The sequence below is a fragment of the Litoreibacter arenae DSM 19593 genome, from assembly GCF_000442275.2.
Classification (GTDB): Bacteria; Pseudomonadota; Alphaproteobacteria; order Rhodobacterales; family Rhodobacteraceae; genus Litoreibacter; species Litoreibacter arenae.
This window is the reverse complement of the sequence record NZ_KE557312.1, coordinates 162,198-178,203: the sequence shown is the minus strand read 5'-3', so window position 1 is coordinate 178,203 and position 16,006 is coordinate 162,198. Positions and strand designations below refer to the sequence as shown.

General features: G+C 63.4%; 17 protein-coding genes. 11 read left to right on the top strand and 6 right to left on the bottom strand.

Annotation, left to right across the window (positions count from 1 at the left end; genetic code table 11):
• Positions 1 to 28: 28 nt before the first annotated feature.
• Positions 29 to 1,630: a thiamine pyrophosphate-binding protein gene (locus THALAR_RS11025; protein ID WP_040818410.1), complete on the top strand. Its 1,602-nt coding sequence runs from the start codon at positions 29 to 31 to the stop codon at positions 1,628 to 1,630.
• On the opposite strand, the gene THALAR_RS11020 is transcribed toward THALAR_RS11025, so the two are convergent.
• Positions 1,627 to 2,454, bottom strand: coding sequence for a nitroreductase family protein (locus tag THALAR_RS11020; RefSeq protein WP_021101635.1), 828 nt, complete (start codon positions 2,452 to 2,454; stop codon positions 1,627 to 1,629). The genes THALAR_RS11025 and THALAR_RS11020 overlap by 4 nt on opposite strands.
• Positions 2,447 to 3,061, bottom strand: coding sequence for a glutathione S-transferase family protein (locus THALAR_RS11015; RefSeq protein WP_021101634.1), 615 nt, complete (start codon positions 3,059 to 3,061; stop codon positions 2,447 to 2,449). The genes THALAR_RS11020 and THALAR_RS11015 overlap by 8 nt, the downstream gene beginning before the upstream one ends.
• Positions 3,062 to 3,250: 189 nt before the next feature.
• Between THALAR_RS11015 and THALAR_RS11010 the strand changes: the two genes are divergently transcribed.
• From THALAR_RS11010 to THALAR_RS10980, 7 genes are read left to right on the top strand one after another with little or no spacing between them, the layout of a single operon-like run.
• Positions 3,251 to 3,955, top strand: a complete 705-nt coding sequence (locus THALAR_RS11010; protein WP_021101633.1) for a succinate dehydrogenase/fumarate reductase iron-sulfur subunit — start codon at positions 3,251 to 3,253, stop codon at positions 3,953 to 3,955.
• The gene (locus THALAR_RS11005; RefSeq protein ID WP_021101632.1) at positions 3,952 to 4,281 is read left to right on the top strand and encodes a succinate dehydrogenase hydrophobic anchor protein; all 330 of its coding nucleotides are present in this window, start codon (positions 3,952 to 3,954) and stop codon (positions 4,279 to 4,281) included. The genes THALAR_RS11010 and THALAR_RS11005 overlap by 4 nt, the downstream gene beginning before the upstream one ends.
• Entirely contained in the window at positions 4,278 to 4,619 is a 342-nt protein-coding gene (gene sdhC / locus THALAR_RS11000) for a succinate dehydrogenase, cytochrome b556 subunit (RefSeq protein ID WP_021101631.1), read from the top strand. The genes THALAR_RS11005 and sdhC overlap by 4 nt, the downstream gene beginning before the upstream one ends.
• Positions 4,619 to 6,376, top strand: coding sequence for an L-aspartate oxidase (locus tag THALAR_RS10995; protein WP_021101630.1), 1,758 nt, complete (start codon positions 4,619 to 4,621; stop codon positions 6,374 to 6,376). The genes sdhC and THALAR_RS10995 overlap by 1 nt, the downstream gene beginning before the upstream one ends.
• The gene (locus THALAR_RS10990) at positions 6,373 to 7,332 is read left to right on the top strand and encodes a fumarate hydratase (protein ID WP_021101629.1); all 960 of its coding nucleotides are present in this window, start codon (positions 6,373 to 6,375) and stop codon (positions 7,330 to 7,332) included. Before THALAR_RS10995 ends, THALAR_RS10990 begins: the two co-directional genes overlap by 4 nt.
• Complete coding sequence (locus tag THALAR_RS10985; protein WP_021101628.1) at positions 7,329 to 8,459, top strand: CaiB/BaiF CoA transferase family protein; 1,131 nt, start codon at positions 7,329 to 7,331, stop codon at positions 8,457 to 8,459. Before THALAR_RS10990 ends, THALAR_RS10985 begins: the two co-directional genes overlap by 4 nt.
• Entirely contained in the window at positions 8,456 to 9,121 is a 666-nt protein-coding gene (locus THALAR_RS10980) for a fumarate hydratase C-terminal domain-containing protein (RefSeq protein WP_021101627.1), read from the top strand. Before THALAR_RS10985 ends, THALAR_RS10980 begins: the two co-directional genes overlap by 4 nt.
• On the opposite strand, the gene THALAR_RS10975 is transcribed toward THALAR_RS10980, so the two are convergent.
• The 3 genes from THALAR_RS10975 to THALAR_RS10965 are packed head-to-tail and all read right to left on the bottom strand — an operon-like array spanning position 9,118 to position 11,893.
• The gene (locus tag THALAR_RS10975) at positions 9,118 to 10,251 is read right to left on the bottom strand and encodes a mandelate racemase/muconate lactonizing enzyme family protein (RefSeq protein ID WP_021101626.1); all 1,134 of its coding nucleotides are present in this window, start codon (positions 10,249 to 10,251) and stop codon (positions 9,118 to 9,120) included. The genes THALAR_RS10980 and THALAR_RS10975 overlap by 4 nt on opposite strands.
• Positions 10,252 to 10,995 carry a sulfite exporter TauE/SafE family protein gene (locus THALAR_RS10970; RefSeq protein ID WP_040818407.1) on the bottom strand — a complete coding sequence of 248 codons (744 nt, stop codon included), beginning with the start codon at positions 10,993 to 10,995 and terminating at the stop codon, positions 10,252 to 10,254.
• A gap of 4 nt (positions 10,996 to 10,999) precedes the next feature.
• Positions 11,000 to 11,893, bottom strand: a complete 894-nt coding sequence (locus tag THALAR_RS10965; RefSeq protein ID WP_322786914.1) for a LysR family transcriptional regulator — start codon at positions 11,891 to 11,893, stop codon at positions 11,000 to 11,002.
• A gap of 176 nt (positions 11,894 to 12,069) precedes the next feature.
• Here THALAR_RS10965 and THALAR_RS10960 point away from each other — a divergent pair, with 176 nt between their 5' ends.
• The 3 genes from THALAR_RS10960 (at position 12,070) to THALAR_RS10950 (ending at position 15,096) form a co-directional block, all read left to right on the top strand.
• Positions 12,070 to 13,047: a Bug family tripartite tricarboxylate transporter substrate binding protein gene (locus tag THALAR_RS10960; protein WP_021101623.1), complete on the top strand. Its 978-nt coding sequence runs from the start codon at positions 12,070 to 12,072 to the stop codon at positions 13,045 to 13,047.
• Positions 13,048 to 13,117: 70 nt separating this feature from the next.
• Positions 13,118 to 13,600 (top strand): tripartite tricarboxylate transporter TctB family protein, encoded by a 483-nt coding sequence (locus THALAR_RS10955; protein ID WP_021101622.1) that lies wholly within the window; start codon positions 13,118 to 13,120, stop codon positions 13,598 to 13,600.
• Positions 13,597 to 15,096, top strand: a complete 1,500-nt coding sequence (locus THALAR_RS10950) for a tripartite tricarboxylate transporter permease (protein WP_021101621.1) — start codon at positions 13,597 to 13,599, stop codon at positions 15,094 to 15,096. Before THALAR_RS10955 ends, THALAR_RS10950 begins: the two co-directional genes overlap by 4 nt.
• On the opposite strand, the gene THALAR_RS10945 is transcribed toward THALAR_RS10950, so the two are convergent.
• Entirely contained in the window at positions 15,093 to 15,956 is an 864-nt protein-coding gene (locus THALAR_RS10945; RefSeq protein ID WP_021101620.1) for a LysR family transcriptional regulator, read from the bottom strand. The two genes, THALAR_RS10950 and THALAR_RS10945, sit on opposite strands and share 4 nt — an antisense overlap.
• Between the last annotated feature and the right edge of the window lie 50 nt (positions 15,957 to 16,006).

Genomic DNA, 16,006 nt, shown 5'->3' with positions numbered 1-16,006 from the left:
GACGACATTTCACACAAGGACGACATATATGAGAGGCGCAGACCTTCTGGTAAAAACGCTGGCCGCAGCAGGCGTCACGCGCATCTTTTCGCTGTCGGGCAACCAGATCATGCCGGTCTATGATGCCTGCTTTGATGTAGGGATCGAGATCACCCACACCCGTCACGAGGCCGCCGCGGTGTTCATGGCCGAGGCCTACGCGCAGCTGACCGGCACCGTCGGCGTCGCCATGGTCACCGCTGGCGCGGGCGCTGCGAACGCATTGGGACCGCTGTTCACGGCGTCCGAGTCGGAAACCCCCGTCCTGCTGCTCACCGGCGACTCGCCCCTTGGCCAAGACGGCAGAGGCGCGTTTCAGGAACTCGACCAAGTGCCGATGACCACGCCCGTCACCAAGCTGTCCTTCCGCCCGACCCGTGCCACCGATTTCGGCACCGACACCGCCCGCGCCTTGCGCATCGCTTTGTCCGGCAGGTCCGGCCCCGTGCATATGGCCCTGCCCTTCGATCTGGTCGACGCAGATGCGACGGGCGGTGAGATCCCTTCGGCGCTCGGCAAAGAGCCGATGCCCCTGTCCGACGCCGACCTCCAGAACATCACGCAGGCCATCGCCAAGGCGAAACGCCCGCTGATCCTGTGCGGCCCCTCCATGAATGACACGCGCAACCGCGGCAAACTCGCCGCGTTGCAGGATGCGTTGGGCGCGCCCGCGATCGCGATGGAAAGCCCGCGCGGGCTGAAAGACCCAGCCTTGGGCAATGTCGGCAAAGCCTTGGCGCAGGCCGATTTGATCGTGACCTTGGGCAAACGCATCGACTTCACGCTGGGGTTCGGCGGCACAAACGTCGTCGCCGCAGCCTGCGACTGGATCGTCGTTCAACCCTGCGCCACCGAGCGCGACCGCGCCCACCGAAACCTTGGCACCCGCCTTCAAGCCTGCTTCGCCGCCGATCCGCGGGATAGCATTGACGCGCTTGTCAGCGCGGGCCAAGGCGGCCATGACGCTTGGCGCAAAGAGGTCGCAACCCATATCGCCGCTCGCAGCTTCAGCGAGGGCGACACCGTGCCGTCCGGCAAGATCACGCCCGCCCAGCTTTGCGCCGCCGTGCAGCGGCAAATCGACAAGGCCGAGCACTCGGTGATGATCTGCGATGGCGGCGAGTTCGGCCAATGGGCGCAAGCCGCCACGAATGCCGATCTCCGCGTCACCAACGGCATCTCCGGCGCTATCGGCGGCGGGCTGTGCTACGGGATCGGCGCCAAAGCCGCCCACCCCGACGCCACTGTGTTCGCCCTGATGGGCGACGGAACCGTGGGATTCCACTTCGCCGAATTCGAGACCGCCGCCCGTGTGGGTCTCCCCTATGTGGTCGTTATCGGCAACGACGAGCGCTGGAACGCCGAGCACCAAATCCAGCTGCGCGACTACGGCCCCGACCGCCTGATCGGCTGCGAACTCAGCGGTGCGCGCTACGACGAGGCAGCGAAAGGCTTGGGTGCGCATGGCGAATACGTCACGGACTTGGCCGACCTCGACGCAGCCCTCGACCGCGCGGTGCAAAGCGGCAAACCCGCCTGCGTCAACGTCCAGATCGAGGGCCTGCCCGCCCCCAGCGGGGCGGCGCACTAGTCCAGCTTGAAGCCCTTGGCCTTGATGAAAGCCCCGAAGTCCACCCGCTCGGGCAGGCTATACTGGCGGGCCTTGTCCATCGACCACGTGTAAGCGTCACTGCTGCCATAAAGCGGCGTACTGCGCTGCGTCCGGTAGGGCTGCACCTGCGCGCGGTGGGCATCGTATTCTTCCACATCCCGCGCACGGTCTTCGCTGAACCGGTCCACATGCACCGTCGCCCGCAAGGGCAATCGCGGGCTGATCGGCCCCTCGCTCGCAGGATACCCCAATGCCAAGGCCGCCACCGGAAACACATGGTCCGGTAGGCCCAACAACTCGCTCGCCTCCTGCGCGTGGTTGCGGATGGTGCTGATCGGACAGCAGCCCAAGCCAGCCGCCTCCGCCGCGATGACGAAGCTTGCCAAGGCGATCCCCGCATCAACACTGGCGTTGAAAAACGCGTCCAGATGGTCGTTGGCGAAATCCAGCCCTTGCATCGCATGCAGCTGCCGCTGGCGGCAGTTGTTGGCGCAGATGACCACCAAAGACGGCACGCCCGCAATCCAAGCTTGCGCAGACACAAGCTCCACCAGCCGCGCCTTCACCTCCGCATCCTCGACAATCACGATGTCGCGCTGTTGCAGGTCGCTTTTCGACGGGGACGACAGCGCCACAGCGCTCAGCGCTTTCAGCACCTCCAACGGAACCGGCTCGGACAGGAACGCCCGACACGACGCCCGCCCCGCGATTCTTCGCAACACAGCGTTGTCCTGCAATTCCTCTGGCACGTCAGGGGCATCCATGAACCGCGCGGCCAGAATGTCGGACAGCCCGTCAGTCATGGTGTTTCAACACCGCCTGCACCGCCGGACGCGCCTCCATTCTCGCACGGTGCGCCAGTATCTTCGGAAACACACTCTCGTCCACGCCGTCCCCCTTCAGCCACCGCGCCACCAAGAACAGATACGGATCGCAAACCGTATACTGCTCGCCCATCACCCACGGTCCTTGCAGATAATGCGTCTCGATCAGTGTAGCGCATTCGGTCATGTTTGACGCCACCTTCGCCCGCATCGCCTCATGCGAGGCCGCATCATTCGACCACCGTGCCCCGCGGTGTTTATGAGCGTGCGCCACATGCACAGTCGCCGCCAGATACAGGTTGAATTCCTGCGCCTTTGCGAAGCCGAACGGCGTTTCGGGGATCAACTTAGCTGCCTCGAACACCTGCCCGATATACGCCAGCAGCGCCGGCGTTTCGGTCAGCACGCCCTCCGGCGTGACCAGAACCGGCACACGGCCCTTGGGGTTAATAGCCAGATAGTCCGGCTCCAGCTGGTCCTTGTTGGCAAAGTCCAGCAGGCGCAGATCATACTCCGCCCTTGCCTCCTCCAATGCGATATGAACCGGCAAGGCGGCGGTCCCCTTGGCATAGTAGAGCGTCAACATCCCCGTTCCTCCCCTGACATTGCCATCCGACAATAACGGCGATGCGCGGTTTGGGAAGGTGCAACCGGTGTAATTATAACTTACAGAATGGGTAAGTCATTATTCCTTTATGTTAGCAAAACCTGCATCTATATTTGCGATGCGTCGGTCAATCCAAGGGGGAGCAACGCTTTGCCAAAAGAGCAGCAGATGTCCGTATCCGTCTGGCGTGGCGGGGCTGCGGGGGCTTATCAGCCCTTCGATGTGAAGATGGAGGATAACCAGACTGTCCTAGACGTCGTCGCGTGGATCCAGCAATACGCCGACCCGACGCTCAGCTACCGTTATGCGTGCCGCGTCGGCATGTGCGGCTCTTGCGCGATGATGGTGAACGGCGTGCCGCGCTGGACCTGCCGCACTCACGTTAAAAAGGTGCTGAAAGACGGCCATATGGAAATTGGCCCTCTGCGCAACCTGCCCGTCATCAAGGATCTGGCCACCGATATGGACCCGTTCTTCGACAAATGGGTCGCCGCCGAAGGCCTGCACCACCCGACCCAGACCCGCCATGACCCGATCGAGGCTATCGACCCCGACAGCGCCGGGCGCGTGGAAGCCAATGCCGGGATCGAGTGCATCAACTGCTCCGTCTGCTACGCCGCGTGCGACACGGTCGCGGGCAATCCCGACTACCTCGGCCCCGCTGCCCTGCAACGCGCGTGGAGCGTCTACAATGACAGTAAGGACGCCAACAAGCAGACGATTTTGGATGCGGTCTCGGGCGTGGGAGGCTGCCACAACTGCCACAGTCAGGGCAGTTGCGCGGTGCATTGCCCCAACGAGCTGAACCCGATGAACGCCATCGCGGGCCTCAAGCGCGGGACCGCCCGCAACTTCTTCAAGAGGCGCAAATGACGCTGAAGCTCTACATGGCGCAGCGCATCACTGCGCTGATTATGGCGCCGCTGGTGCTGATGCATATTGCGGTGATGATCTACGCCATCCAAGGCGGCTTGTCGGCGGCGGAAATCCTTGGCCGCACCCAAGGCAGCATCCTGTGGTTTCTGTTCTACGGCACCTTCGTCGTCGCCGTGTCCATCCACGCAGCCATTGGGTTGCGCACGGTGCTCTCGGAATGGGCAGGCTTGTGCGGCACGGGCTTGAACGCGGCCGCGTGGACCATCCTCGCCCTACTCCTGATCCTCGGGATGCAGGCGGTCTACGGGGTGACGGCAACATGATACACGGCCACCGCACCCACACGCTCTGGATCGCGTTCCTGCTGCACCGCATCTCCGGTGTGGCACTCGCTTTGTTTCTGCCCGCCCATTTCTGGGTGCTGTCCTACGCGCTCAACGCGCCGCAAAAGCTGGACGGGTTCCTGCATTGGGCGGAAACCCCTATCGTCAAGTTCGCAGAATTCGGCCTCGTCTTCCTGCTCTCCGTCCACATGCTGGGCGGGTTGCGCTTGATGGCGCTGGAGTTCCTGCCATGGACCTCCGGTCAAAAAACCGCCGCCGCCAGCGCCGTCGCGGCGTCGACATTCCTTGCGGGCATTTTCCTTCTGAGGGCCATCTGATGCAGATCGAGAGACACGACACCGACATCCTGATCCTCGGCACCGGCGGCGCGGGTATGTTCGCCGCGCTGCACGCGCAGCAAAGCGCACCGGCAGGCACCAAAATCACCATCGCCGTCAAAGGCCTGATCGGCAAGTGCGGCTGCACCCGCATGGTGCAAGGCGGCTACAACGTGGCCCTTGGCGGCGGCGACACGGTCGAGCGGCACTTCATGGACACCATCCAGGGCGGCAAGTGGCTGCCTAATCAAGACATGGCGTGGAAGCTGTGCGAGCAGGCCGTGGTGCGCATCCGCGAGCTGGAAAACGAAATCGGCTGCTTCTTCGACCGCAACCCCGACGGCTCCCTGCATCAAAAGGCCTTCGCGGGCCAGACCGCCGACCGCACGGTCCATAAGGGCGATTTGACAGGGATCGAGATCATCAACCGCCTGATGGAGCAGGTCCTGTCCCGCCCCGTCGAAAAGCTGCAAGAGCACCGCGCCATCGGGCTGATCCCGACCAAGGACGGCTCCGCGCTGGCGGGCGTTCTGATGATCGACATGCGCAGCGGCAAGTTCCGTTTCGTGCGCGCCAAGACGGTGCTGATGGGCACCGGCGGCGGGCCGACCATGTATAAGTACCACACGCCCAGCGGCGACAAGACGATGGACGGCCTCGCCATGGCCCTGCGTGTTGGCCTGCCCCTGCGCGATATGGAAATGGTGCAGTTTCACCCCACCGGACTTTTGGCGGGCGACCATACCAAGATGACCGGAACCGTTCTGGAAGAAGGCCTGCGCGGCGCGGGCGGGCAATTGCTCAACGGTGCCGAAAACCGCTTCATGTTCGACTACGACGCCAAGGGCGAACGCGCCACGCGCGATGTGGTCAGCCGGGGCATCTTCGCCGAGATGCGCAAGTCGAACACGACGACGCCCAATGGCGGCGTATACATCTCCATGTCCCATCTTGGCCCTGAAAACGTACGCGCCAAATTCCCCGGCATGGTCAAGCGCTGCGCCGATTCAGGCTTCGATCTGGCCGCCGGGCTGGTCGAGGTCGTGCCCACAGCGCATTACTTCATGGGCGGCGTCGTGGTCGACCCCGACACCCGCACCGCGCTGGAAGGTCTCTACGTGGCGGGCGAAGACGCGGGCGGAGCCCATGGCTCCAACCGTTTGGGCGGCAACGGCGTGGCGAACTCCACCGTTTATGGCGGCGTCGCGGGCGACGTGATGGGCATGGATATTCGTAACATGGGCGCGCTCCGCGACCCTGACGAGAGCGTTTTGGAAGCCGAAATCACCCGCGCCCTACGCCCGTTGCAAAACAAGATCGCCCCGATCCAGCCCTTACGTGACAAGCTGCAAGAAGCCATGTGGGAAGATGTCGGCGTGATGCGCACCGAAACGGGGATGGAGCGCGGCCTGACCCGCATCGCCGACATTCAGGCGGAGCTGTTGGAGGCTGGCGTCGCTGGCGACAACCTCGCCTTCAACCTGACATGGCACGACTGGCTGAACCTCGCCTCGCTGTGTGAAGTCTCCGAGGTCATCACCAAGGCGGGCCTCGCCCGCGAAAACTCCCGGGGCGCGCATTACCGCGAGGACTTCCCTGACAGCGGCTCGATGGAAAGCAGCTATTTCACCGTCGCCCGCCAAACAGGCGACACCCTCGACGTCACCCGCGAGGACGTCCAGTTCACCATCGTCAAACCGGGCGAGACGATCCTGCCCGAAGGCGAACCCGTCTCATTAGTGGAGGCCGCAGAATGATCCCCATCGACATCATCCAGAAAACCGCCGAGACCCTGATGGACAAGGCCGCCATCGAAATCCCGCAAGACTATCTCGACGGTTTGCAAGCCGCCGCAGACGTGGAAGACGGCGACCTGTCCTCCTTCGTGTTGCAGGCCATGCTGGAAAATTACGAGGCCGCCAAGGAAGACCGCCGCGCCATGTGCGGCGACACCGGCACCCCGCGCTGGTATGTCAAAATGGGCAACGAAACGCAGATTGAAGGCGGCCCCATCGCACTGGAAGCCGCCCTGCGCCGCGCCACTGCGAACGCCACCAACGGCGTGCCCTTGCGCCCCAATCGCGTGCATCCGCTTTGGCGTACGGACCACAACAACAATGTGGGCATCGGCGCGCCGGAGATCGAGTATGGCTACGAGCCGGGCGGTGAATGGATCGACCTGATTACTGTGCACAAGGGCGGGTTGTTCGGCACCGATTACCGGATGCTCTTCCCCTCAGACGGGATCGAGGGGATCAAGCGCTTCTACCTCGACAGCCTCGTGGCGTTCGGCAAACGCGGCCTTGCCTGCCAGCCTGCGATCATCGGCATCGGGCTTGGCGGCTGCAAGGATACCTGCATGGTCTTGGGCAAACGCGCCGCCTGCCTGCGCACTGTGGGCAGCGAAAACTCCGACCCGAAAATCGCAGCGCTGGAGCGGGAGTTCAAGGAGATCGGCAACTCTATCGGCATGGGCGCCATGGGCTTCGTCGGCAAATCCATGGTCGTCGATTGCAACATCGAAGTGGGTTATTGCCATACCGGCGGCATGCAAATGTCGGTCCACGCCTTCTGCCTGTCGTCACGCCGCGCCGTGGCGCGGGTATTCGCGGATGGTCGGGTGGAATACCGCACCGACCCCGACTGGTTCACCGACTACCAACGCCGCGAAACCGTCGAATGGGACGCCCCCGCGATGGAGGCGGCGGAATGACCCAGCCCCTGTCGGGCATAAGGATTATCGACCTCACCCATGTGCTGGCGGGGCCTTATGCGACGGGCCAACTGGCGCTGATGGGCGCAGAGGTGATCCGCGTAGAGCGTCCCGGCGGCGACGATTTCGTGCGCACCCATGGCGGCACGCAGGCAATGCGCGACGCAGGGTTGGGCGCGTCGTTCCTCAGCCAGAATTCCGGCAAGAAATCCGTGGTGCTGGACCTGAAATCCAAGGCCGGACTGGACGCCGCTTTGTCGCTGGTGGCCGAGGCAGACGTACTTGTTCAGAACTTCCGCCCCGGCGTGGCCGACCGCCTTGGCCTCGGGTTTGACGCTACAACAAGCCGCAAGCCCGACCTGATCTATGCCAGCCTGTCGGGCTACGGTCCCGACGGCCCCCTCGCCTCCCGCCCCGCTTATGACCACATCCTGCAAGGAGTCAGCGGTTTGATGGCGATGACCGGAAGCCCTGAAAGCGGCCCCCTGCGCGTCGGCATACCCATCGTGGATTACGTCGCGGGACAGTCGCTGGTTGCCGCCATTCTCGCAGCCCTGCTCCAACGCGCCAAACAACCGCTGAAGCCGCAGGAGTTGCATGTCTCGATGCTCGACGCGATGACCAATCTGATGGGCGCCTACGCGGTGAACCACCAGACCACCGGCGCGTTGCGGGGCCTCGACGGCAACCGCGCGTTCTCGGATTCGCCGTTCTCCGGTCGGTTCGACTGCGCCGAAGGCCAGCTTGTCATCACCGCCAACACGCCCGCGCAAACCAGCCGTTTGTGCCTCGCGCTCGGTCGCCCCGAACTGGCGCAGGCGGACGCAGACACCGTCACGCAAACCCTAACGCAAATCTTCGCCACGCAGCCCGCCAGCCACTGGGACACCGTGTTGGCCGAGGCTGACGTGCCCGCTGGTCCGGTCCTCAGCTTGGGCGAAACACTGGTGCATCCGCAGATGCAAAACTCCCCCTGTTGGCATGACCTGCCCGTGCCGGAACTGGACCAGACGGTCCGCGCCCCGGGCCTCAGTTTCCGCGCACCATGGGCACCCACGAAACTTGATCCCGCGCCCACATTCGGGCGCGACACGGACGAAATCACATCACCGGAGGCCGCCCAATGAGCCCGCGCAAAATCCGCCTCAGCACGACGCCCACGCAAGAGGCGCTTGACGATCTGCAACTTGGCGACATCGTCTATCTGGACGGGCTGATGTATACCGGCCGTGAAGGCGTCTACAAACGCGGGTTGGAGGAAAAGGCCAATATCCCCATGGAGTTGCCCCGCGACTCGGCGGCCAATTTCCACTGCTCCCCCGCCGCGCGGATCAACCCTGATGGCAGCTTCGAAATGGGCGCCGTCACGGCCACCGCGTCCTTCCGCTTCGCCAAATGGCTGCCGGAATGGATGGAGAAGACGGGCGCGAAGCTCATCATCGGCAAGGGCGGCATGACGTCGAAGGACTACAAGTCCTATTTCGTCCCCAACGGTGCGATCTACCTGTCCACCGTCGGCTACGGCACCGGCGCATTACTGGGGCGCGGGGTCGAGAAGGTGGAGGCCGTCCATTGGAACGAGGAACTGGGCCTCGCCCAAGCCATGTGGGTCATCAGGTGCAACAATATGGGGCCGTTCATCGTGGCCTCTGACAAACACGGCGACTGCCTGTTCGAGCGCGAAAACGCCAAAATCGCCGAGAATCTGCACCGCGTCTACGAAGGCACCCGTCCCGCGACGCTCAAGCGATACGGCGAGACCGACGACCGCAGCGACGAGGTAATCTAGGCGCGTGCTTCCAGCGCCAGCGTCTGGAACTGGGCCAATTCTTCGGGCAAGTCGTCGATGCCCAGACCGGGCGCGTCTGCAACGGCGAACACGCCACCCTCCACCAGCGCCCCACCAAACGCATCGCGCAGCGGGTTGGGGTTCACGTCGACCTCCAAAAGCCCGTCGCCGCCAACCGCCGCCAGCAAATGCCCGGACGCAATCAGCCCGATGCCGCCGCCCAGAAAATGCGGGCAGTAGCGCAGGCCCGCGTTGCGAACCTTGCGGGCGACGGCGGCGCAGCCGCTCAACCCGCCCCATTTGACGATGTCTGGCTGTATCACCGACAGATGCCGCGCGGCGATTGCGGCGTCGAAATCCGCATGGCCGGTGATGTTCTCGCCACCCGCCAATGGCGTGACGAAGGCATCCGCCAAAGCCGCCCAATCCGATGCAGGCAAGTCGGCGCGAACAGGCTCCTCCAACCAGCCCAAACCCACAGTGTCGATCCCGTCCGCATGTGCCAGCGCCTGCTCCACGGACCACGCCTGATTGACATCGGCCATGAGCGCCTCGCCCTCATGCAAACTGCGCGCCACGTCCCGCAAATCGTCCATGTCACCCGCGCCGAAACCGATCTTCACCTTGAACGCATCATGTCCCGCTGCGCGGGCTTGGGCGATAAGTTCCGGTGCCGCATTAATGGCAATGCCGCTGGCATAGGTCGGCACGCTGTCTGCTGCCTTGCTGTTCAGAAACCGCGCCAGCGAGACTCCGTCCCGCCGCGCAAACATGTCATGCAGCGCAATATCCAACCCCGCGATCACTTGCCGGAACGGTCCCCATTCGCCCGATTGCAACGCGCGGATATGGGTCTGCGCGGTCAGTTGTTCGAACAAGTCGCCCGCCTGCGCCACGTCCGCCCCCACCACCAGATCGCAAATGTCGCGCACCAGAAGCTGCGCACGGTGTTCGGCGGCGGCAGCGGGCCAATTGGCGAAGATCTCGCCCCAGCCGAAGCATCCGTCCTGATCGGTCAGCTTCACAAACACCGCCGGACGGTCCCGCATCACGCCGAATGACGTCGCCACCGGCACCTTCACCGGCACGCGGTAGCACAACACCTCGACCCGTTCGATCACGTGCGCCATCTAAAACACCTCCCGCGCCAGCAAGACCAGCCCCGAGACCAGCATCATCGCGATCAGCAACCGGCGGAACTGGTCGTCGGTCAGCCGCTTGAACACCGTGATGCCGATCTGCGCGAAGATCATCGTCACCGGCAAGGCCACCGCGATATAAGTCAACGTTTGCGTCGTGTAGGCCCCCTTGAAGGCGAACACCAAAGCCGTGACCCCCAGCACCACCACGTTGAAGGGTTGCAGCACAGCCCGCGTTTCGGATTTGGGCCATGGACGCATGGCGCACCACATCGTCGGCAGGGCCCCCGACAGGGACGCGGCCCCGCCCAGGATGCCACCTGCGAAGCCGATCAAACCGTCGATCACGGGCGTCGGGCGCTCCAGCTTCGGCAGGGCCGAGCGCAGCGTGAAGAACCCGCCGTAAAGGATCAGGAACCCTGCGATAATCAGCTTCAGCACGACAGGCTCCAGCACCGACAAGGCCGCCACACCCAAGGGCACACCGACCAGCGCAGGCAACAGGAACCGCGCCAGCCTGCGCGGCTGGTCAAGGATCGAGCGGCGCACCAGCCACACCCCTTGCAAGCCCGAGATGACCGACATGACGACCACGATCGACACCGCCTGCGCGGGAGGCATGATTTGCAGCCAGAAGCCCAAGGCGAACAACGCGGTGCCGAAGCCCGCCAGCCCGTTGATAAAGCCGCCAGACGCGGCCCCGATGGCGAGGATAAGCAGGAAATCGGTCTCCATCACGCTATACTACCGCCTCTGGAAACGGATCGAACCGGCCCACCTCGACCGCATGCAGCAGCTCGGTCTCGACCTCTTGCAGCACCCGCAGCTTGACCGTGTTGGCCAGCGACATCAGCCCCAATTCGCGCACGGGTGCGCCCTCGCCCAATGGTATGTGGCGCAGTGGCAGCGGGTTCGGCGGCAGCACGCAACGGCGCGGAACGATGGAGACCCCCAGATCGGCATGGACCATGCTGGAGATGATCTCCAGATTCTCCAGCTCCATCGTGTCCTTCACGGTGATGTTCTTCTCTTGCAGCCAGTTGTCGATGAAGTCGCTCAGCAGCGCCTTGCGGGTGAAGCGGATATAGGGCTGCATCGCCAGTATCTCGAACGGGTCGTCCGAGATGACGTTGACCGAGGTCAGCAGTTCCATCGGTTCCGTCGCAATCGGCACCCAGCGCATGTTGCGGGGGACGACATGGGGCTTGGTAATCACCGCCGCGTCCAGCACGCCGCGTTCCAGGTCGATCAACAGCTCCTTGGTCTGGTTCGGGGTCACGCTGACATGCAGCTCGGGAAACCGCGCCTTGATAGAGGTGATCGCAAACGGGATCAGGCTGGTCAGCGCCGTCGGCACGCCGCCCAGTTGCAACGTGCCGCGCAACCCGTCATCCCCCATGACCGAGGGCAGCAGGTTGTCATAGGCCGCCACGATCTCGCGCGCTTTGGTGACCACCGCGCGGCCCACTGGCGTCAGTTCCGGCGTGCGCTTGGAGCGGTCGAACAAAGTCACGCCCCAATCCGCCTCCAGCGCTTTCATCTGCTGGCTGACGGCGGCGTGGGTGACGAACACCGCTTCCCCCGCCGCGCTGAAGGTGCCGTGCTCCTCGACAGCGATCAAAGTTCGGAGCATTCTGATGGACATGGGCGGGCTTACTTTGTGTTAGCTTGACTTTCGGTAATTGTAATCAATTGCCGCTTTATACAAGAATGACTTACCAATAGGATTTGTCAAGAACCGGCACTGTCGCTAGCATGTCGGTAACATAGGCTGCACAGACACCAGCCAACAGTTTTTGGGAGGAAACTATGAAATTTGCGAAATTCAGCGCCGTGAGCGCAATGATACTGGGGCTTGCCACCGCCGCCTCCGCTGCGGACTATCCCGAGCGGCCGATCAACATGGTCATCCCCTACGGCGCAGGCGGGGCCACCGACATTTCCGCCCGCACCATCGCAGAACCGCTGGGCAAGGCGGTCGGCCAGTCGCTGATTATGGCGAACGTCACAGGTGCCGGCGGGGCGACCGGCTCCGTCGCGGTCAAGAACGCCAAGCCGGACGGCTATACCATGCTGTTCGCCCGCGTGGGGTCCCACTCGGTCAACCCGGCGATGAAGGCCACCCTGCCCTATACGCTGGACGATTTCCGCTTCGTGACGGTCTACGAGATCAACCCCTTCGCCTGCGCGGTGGAGGCAAATTCCGACATCAATTCGATGGAAGACCTGATCGCCAAAGTAAATGAGGGCGGGGTCAGCTACTCCTCCTCCGGCGTGGGCTCCGGCCTGCATCTGGCGGGCGCGATGGTGCTGGACGAGTTCGGCGTCGAGGACCCGATCAACGCAGCCACGCACATCCCGCAGAAAGGTGGCGGCGAGGCGGTGACGGCGGTGCTGAACGGCACCGCGACCTTCCTGTGCACCAACTCGTCGGCGCTGGCCAGCTTTGTGGCCAACGGTCAGATGAAGCCACTGATGGTCACAACGGCGGAACCGGTGGTCGGCTTCGACGCGCCGACCTCGAAGGACCTCGGCAAGCCCGCGCTTGAACAGCTGGTCGGCTGGACCGGCATTGCAGGACCGGCCGGGATCTCTGACGAGGTGGCCGCGAAATGGGGCGAGTGGATGGCCGCCGCAGCGGGTGACGAGGAATTCGTCAGTTCGATGGAGGCACGTGGCTCTATCATCAACGTGATGAGCCCTGAAGACGCAAATGCGTTCATCCAGGAGCAATACCAGACCTTCAAGGCGCTGGTGGATAAGCTGGGCATGCGCGTAGAAGGCTAAGTCCGTGATTTGACCGGCGCGCGTGGCATCCCCATCGCGCGCCGTTTTTCTATCTTGCAGAGGCGCCCCCATGCAGAACCTTCACCGGCAAACGCTCATCGGCATCGTCGCCATCATTGCGGGGCTTTTCCTGATGCTCGTCGCAATACCCAACTGGGTGTCCTCTCCAAGCAATGTGCGCAACATCATCCTGTCTCCGGTCTTCTGGCCCTACACGCTTGCGGCCCTGACGATCCTGACCGGCATCGGGTTGACCGTCACCGGCCACTTCTCCTCTGAAGACCTGACGCCCGCGCCCGCCGAGGTGTCCGGCGGCTATGGCCGCCTGCTGATCATGGCAGTCGTCATGGTGATCTACATGTTCGGCCTGCCGCGCCTTGGCATGGTCTGGACCTCCATGCTGGCCTTCGTGGCCACCGCCTTTCTGGTCCGCACCTCGCACCCCAAAACCGCGCTGATCTGCGCGGTCTGCGTGCCGCTTGTGCTCTATGTCTTCTTCGCCCATATCGCCAGCGTCGCGATCCCGCAGGGCAACTTCGTGAGGCTGCCATGAGCTTTGTCGACAGCATCCTCGCGGGTCTGTCCCTCGTCGGGAATTTCGAAGCGTTTCTGGCGCTGTTCGCAGGGGTCGCCATCGGTACAATCGCAGGTGCAATCCCCGGTATGTCCGCCACCATGGCCGTGGCCCTGACCCTGCCGTTTACCTTTTCCATGCAGCCGATCATCGCCATCCTGCTGCTGCTGGGCGTCTACAAGGGCGGCATCTTCGGCGGCTCCATCCCCGCAATCCTTATCAAGACCCCCGGCACCCCCGCCTCCAGCGCCACGGTGCTGGACGGCTATCCGCTGGCCGAGAAGGGTCAGGCAGGCAAGGCGCTTGGCATGGCGCTCTGGGCGTCCTGCACCGCCGATCTGATCTCCAACCTCGCGCTGATCCTGTTCGCCGGCTGGCTCGCCTCCTTCGCGCTGAACTTCGGCCCGCCGGAATTCTTCACCCTGATCCTGTTCTCGCTGACCATCATCGCGGGTGTCTCCGGCGCCAGCCTGTTACGCGGGGCGCTGTCGGCCATGCTGGGGCTGTTGCTGGCAACCGTTGGCCTTGATCTCGTCTACGGCACCAACCGCTTCACCTTCGGTGATCCCAGCATGATGGGCGGCCTCAACTTCATCGCAGTCCTCATCGGGCTGTTCGCTATCCCCGAGGTGCTGGCCATGGTCTGGGACCCCAAGCCGCATAAGGGTCAAACCCGTAGTCTGGGCGACAACAAGGTCACCTTCGGCGAGTATAAACGCTGCTTCAAATCCATCGTCCGCGGCAGCTTCATCGGGGTGTTCCTCGGCTCCATCCCCGGCATCGGCGCGGCCCCGTCCGCTTTCCTGTCCTACAGCGAGGCGCGGCGCAAATCACCCAACCGCGACAATTTCGGCAAGGGCGAACTTGAGGGCGTCGCCGCCTCCGAGGCAGGCAACAACGGCGTTGCTGGGGCGACCCTGATTCCGCTTCTGGCGCTTGGCGTGCCGGGCGACGTGATCACCGCCATCATCATCGGCGCATTCATGGTCCACGGGCTCCAACCCGGACCGATGATGTTCATTCTCAATGTCGATATCATCTACGGCTTGTTCATCGGCCTGATCGTCAGCTCCGTCTTTCTGCTGTTCATCGGCTCCGTCGCCATTCGCGGGTTCAAATACGTGGCCGACATCCCGCGCGGGGTTCTCTTCCCCGGTGTTCTGGTGCTCTGCGTCTATGGCGTGTTCGCGGTGAATAACAACATCTTCGACGTGGGCGTGATGTTCGTCATGGGTTGGGTCGGGTTCCTCATGATGCGTAACGACATTCCCGCAGCCCCCTTCCTGATCGCCTTCATCCTCGGGCCGCTGCTGGAAGACAACTTCCGCCAAGCCATGCTCATGTCCGGCAGTTCACCCGCGATCCTGTTCCGTGGCCCGATCACATGGTTCTTCTGGGGGCTGACGGTGCTGACGGTGATCGCCATCATCCGCGCAGGCATCCGAGCCACGCGGACCCTGAAACGGCGGGCCTAAGCCGCGTCCCTGACCAGCGACAGCAGTCTGGGCCGCCACCGCTGCGCCTGCGCGTCGTCGCGGGTCAGCATCACCAGATCGCGGGTCAGCCCTTCCATCGCGCCCTCCACCACATGCACCCGACCGTCCGCATAACGGCGAATGTCGGGCAGCGGAAGAACGGTATAGCCGACGCCTTCCTTCACGCATTCCATGCAGGCCTCGATGCTGTCGAGAACCAGAGTGTTTTGCGGCGGCACTTCTGCCCCCAATGATGCCGCGATCAGCTTGCCGATGCCGGTGCTGGGGCGGAAATGGATGAACGGCACCTGCTGCGAAAGCTGCACCGCATCCAGTTGGGCCAGTGCAACAGGCACCGCCAACGCCATCGGCTCCGACGCGATCAGGTCCACATGCAACCCCCGCGCCCCGCCCTCGACCCGCGTGACAATCGCGGCGTCGAGCTGCCCCAACGCCACCTGCTCGGTCAGCGCCTCTGACAGGTTGGAGCTGTATCGAAAGCTCGCCCTCTTCTCCCGCTCCGCCGCCAAGGTCACAAACTTCGGCAAAATGCGAGCGCTGGCGGACTGGATGAAGCCAAGTTGAAACGACCCGCTCAAGCCGGCCCCTGCATTGGCCAGTTCGTGCAATTCGGCCACACCGCTGATGACCCCCTTCGCCTGTTCCGCCACCTTCCGCCCCAAGGGCGTCAGCCGTGGCGGGCGGAAGCTGCGGTCGAACAGTTCCGCGTCCAGTTCCGCCTCCAGCGCTTTCATCTGCATACTCAACGCCGACAGCGTCATATTCTGCAACTGGGCCGCCTCGCCAAAGGACTGCACCTGCAAAATTCTAACCAAGGTCTCCAGCGCGCGGGTTTGCATTAATTCAATCTACCTGAACTTAGATTTCATTCTTATTAGATTGTTTTGGA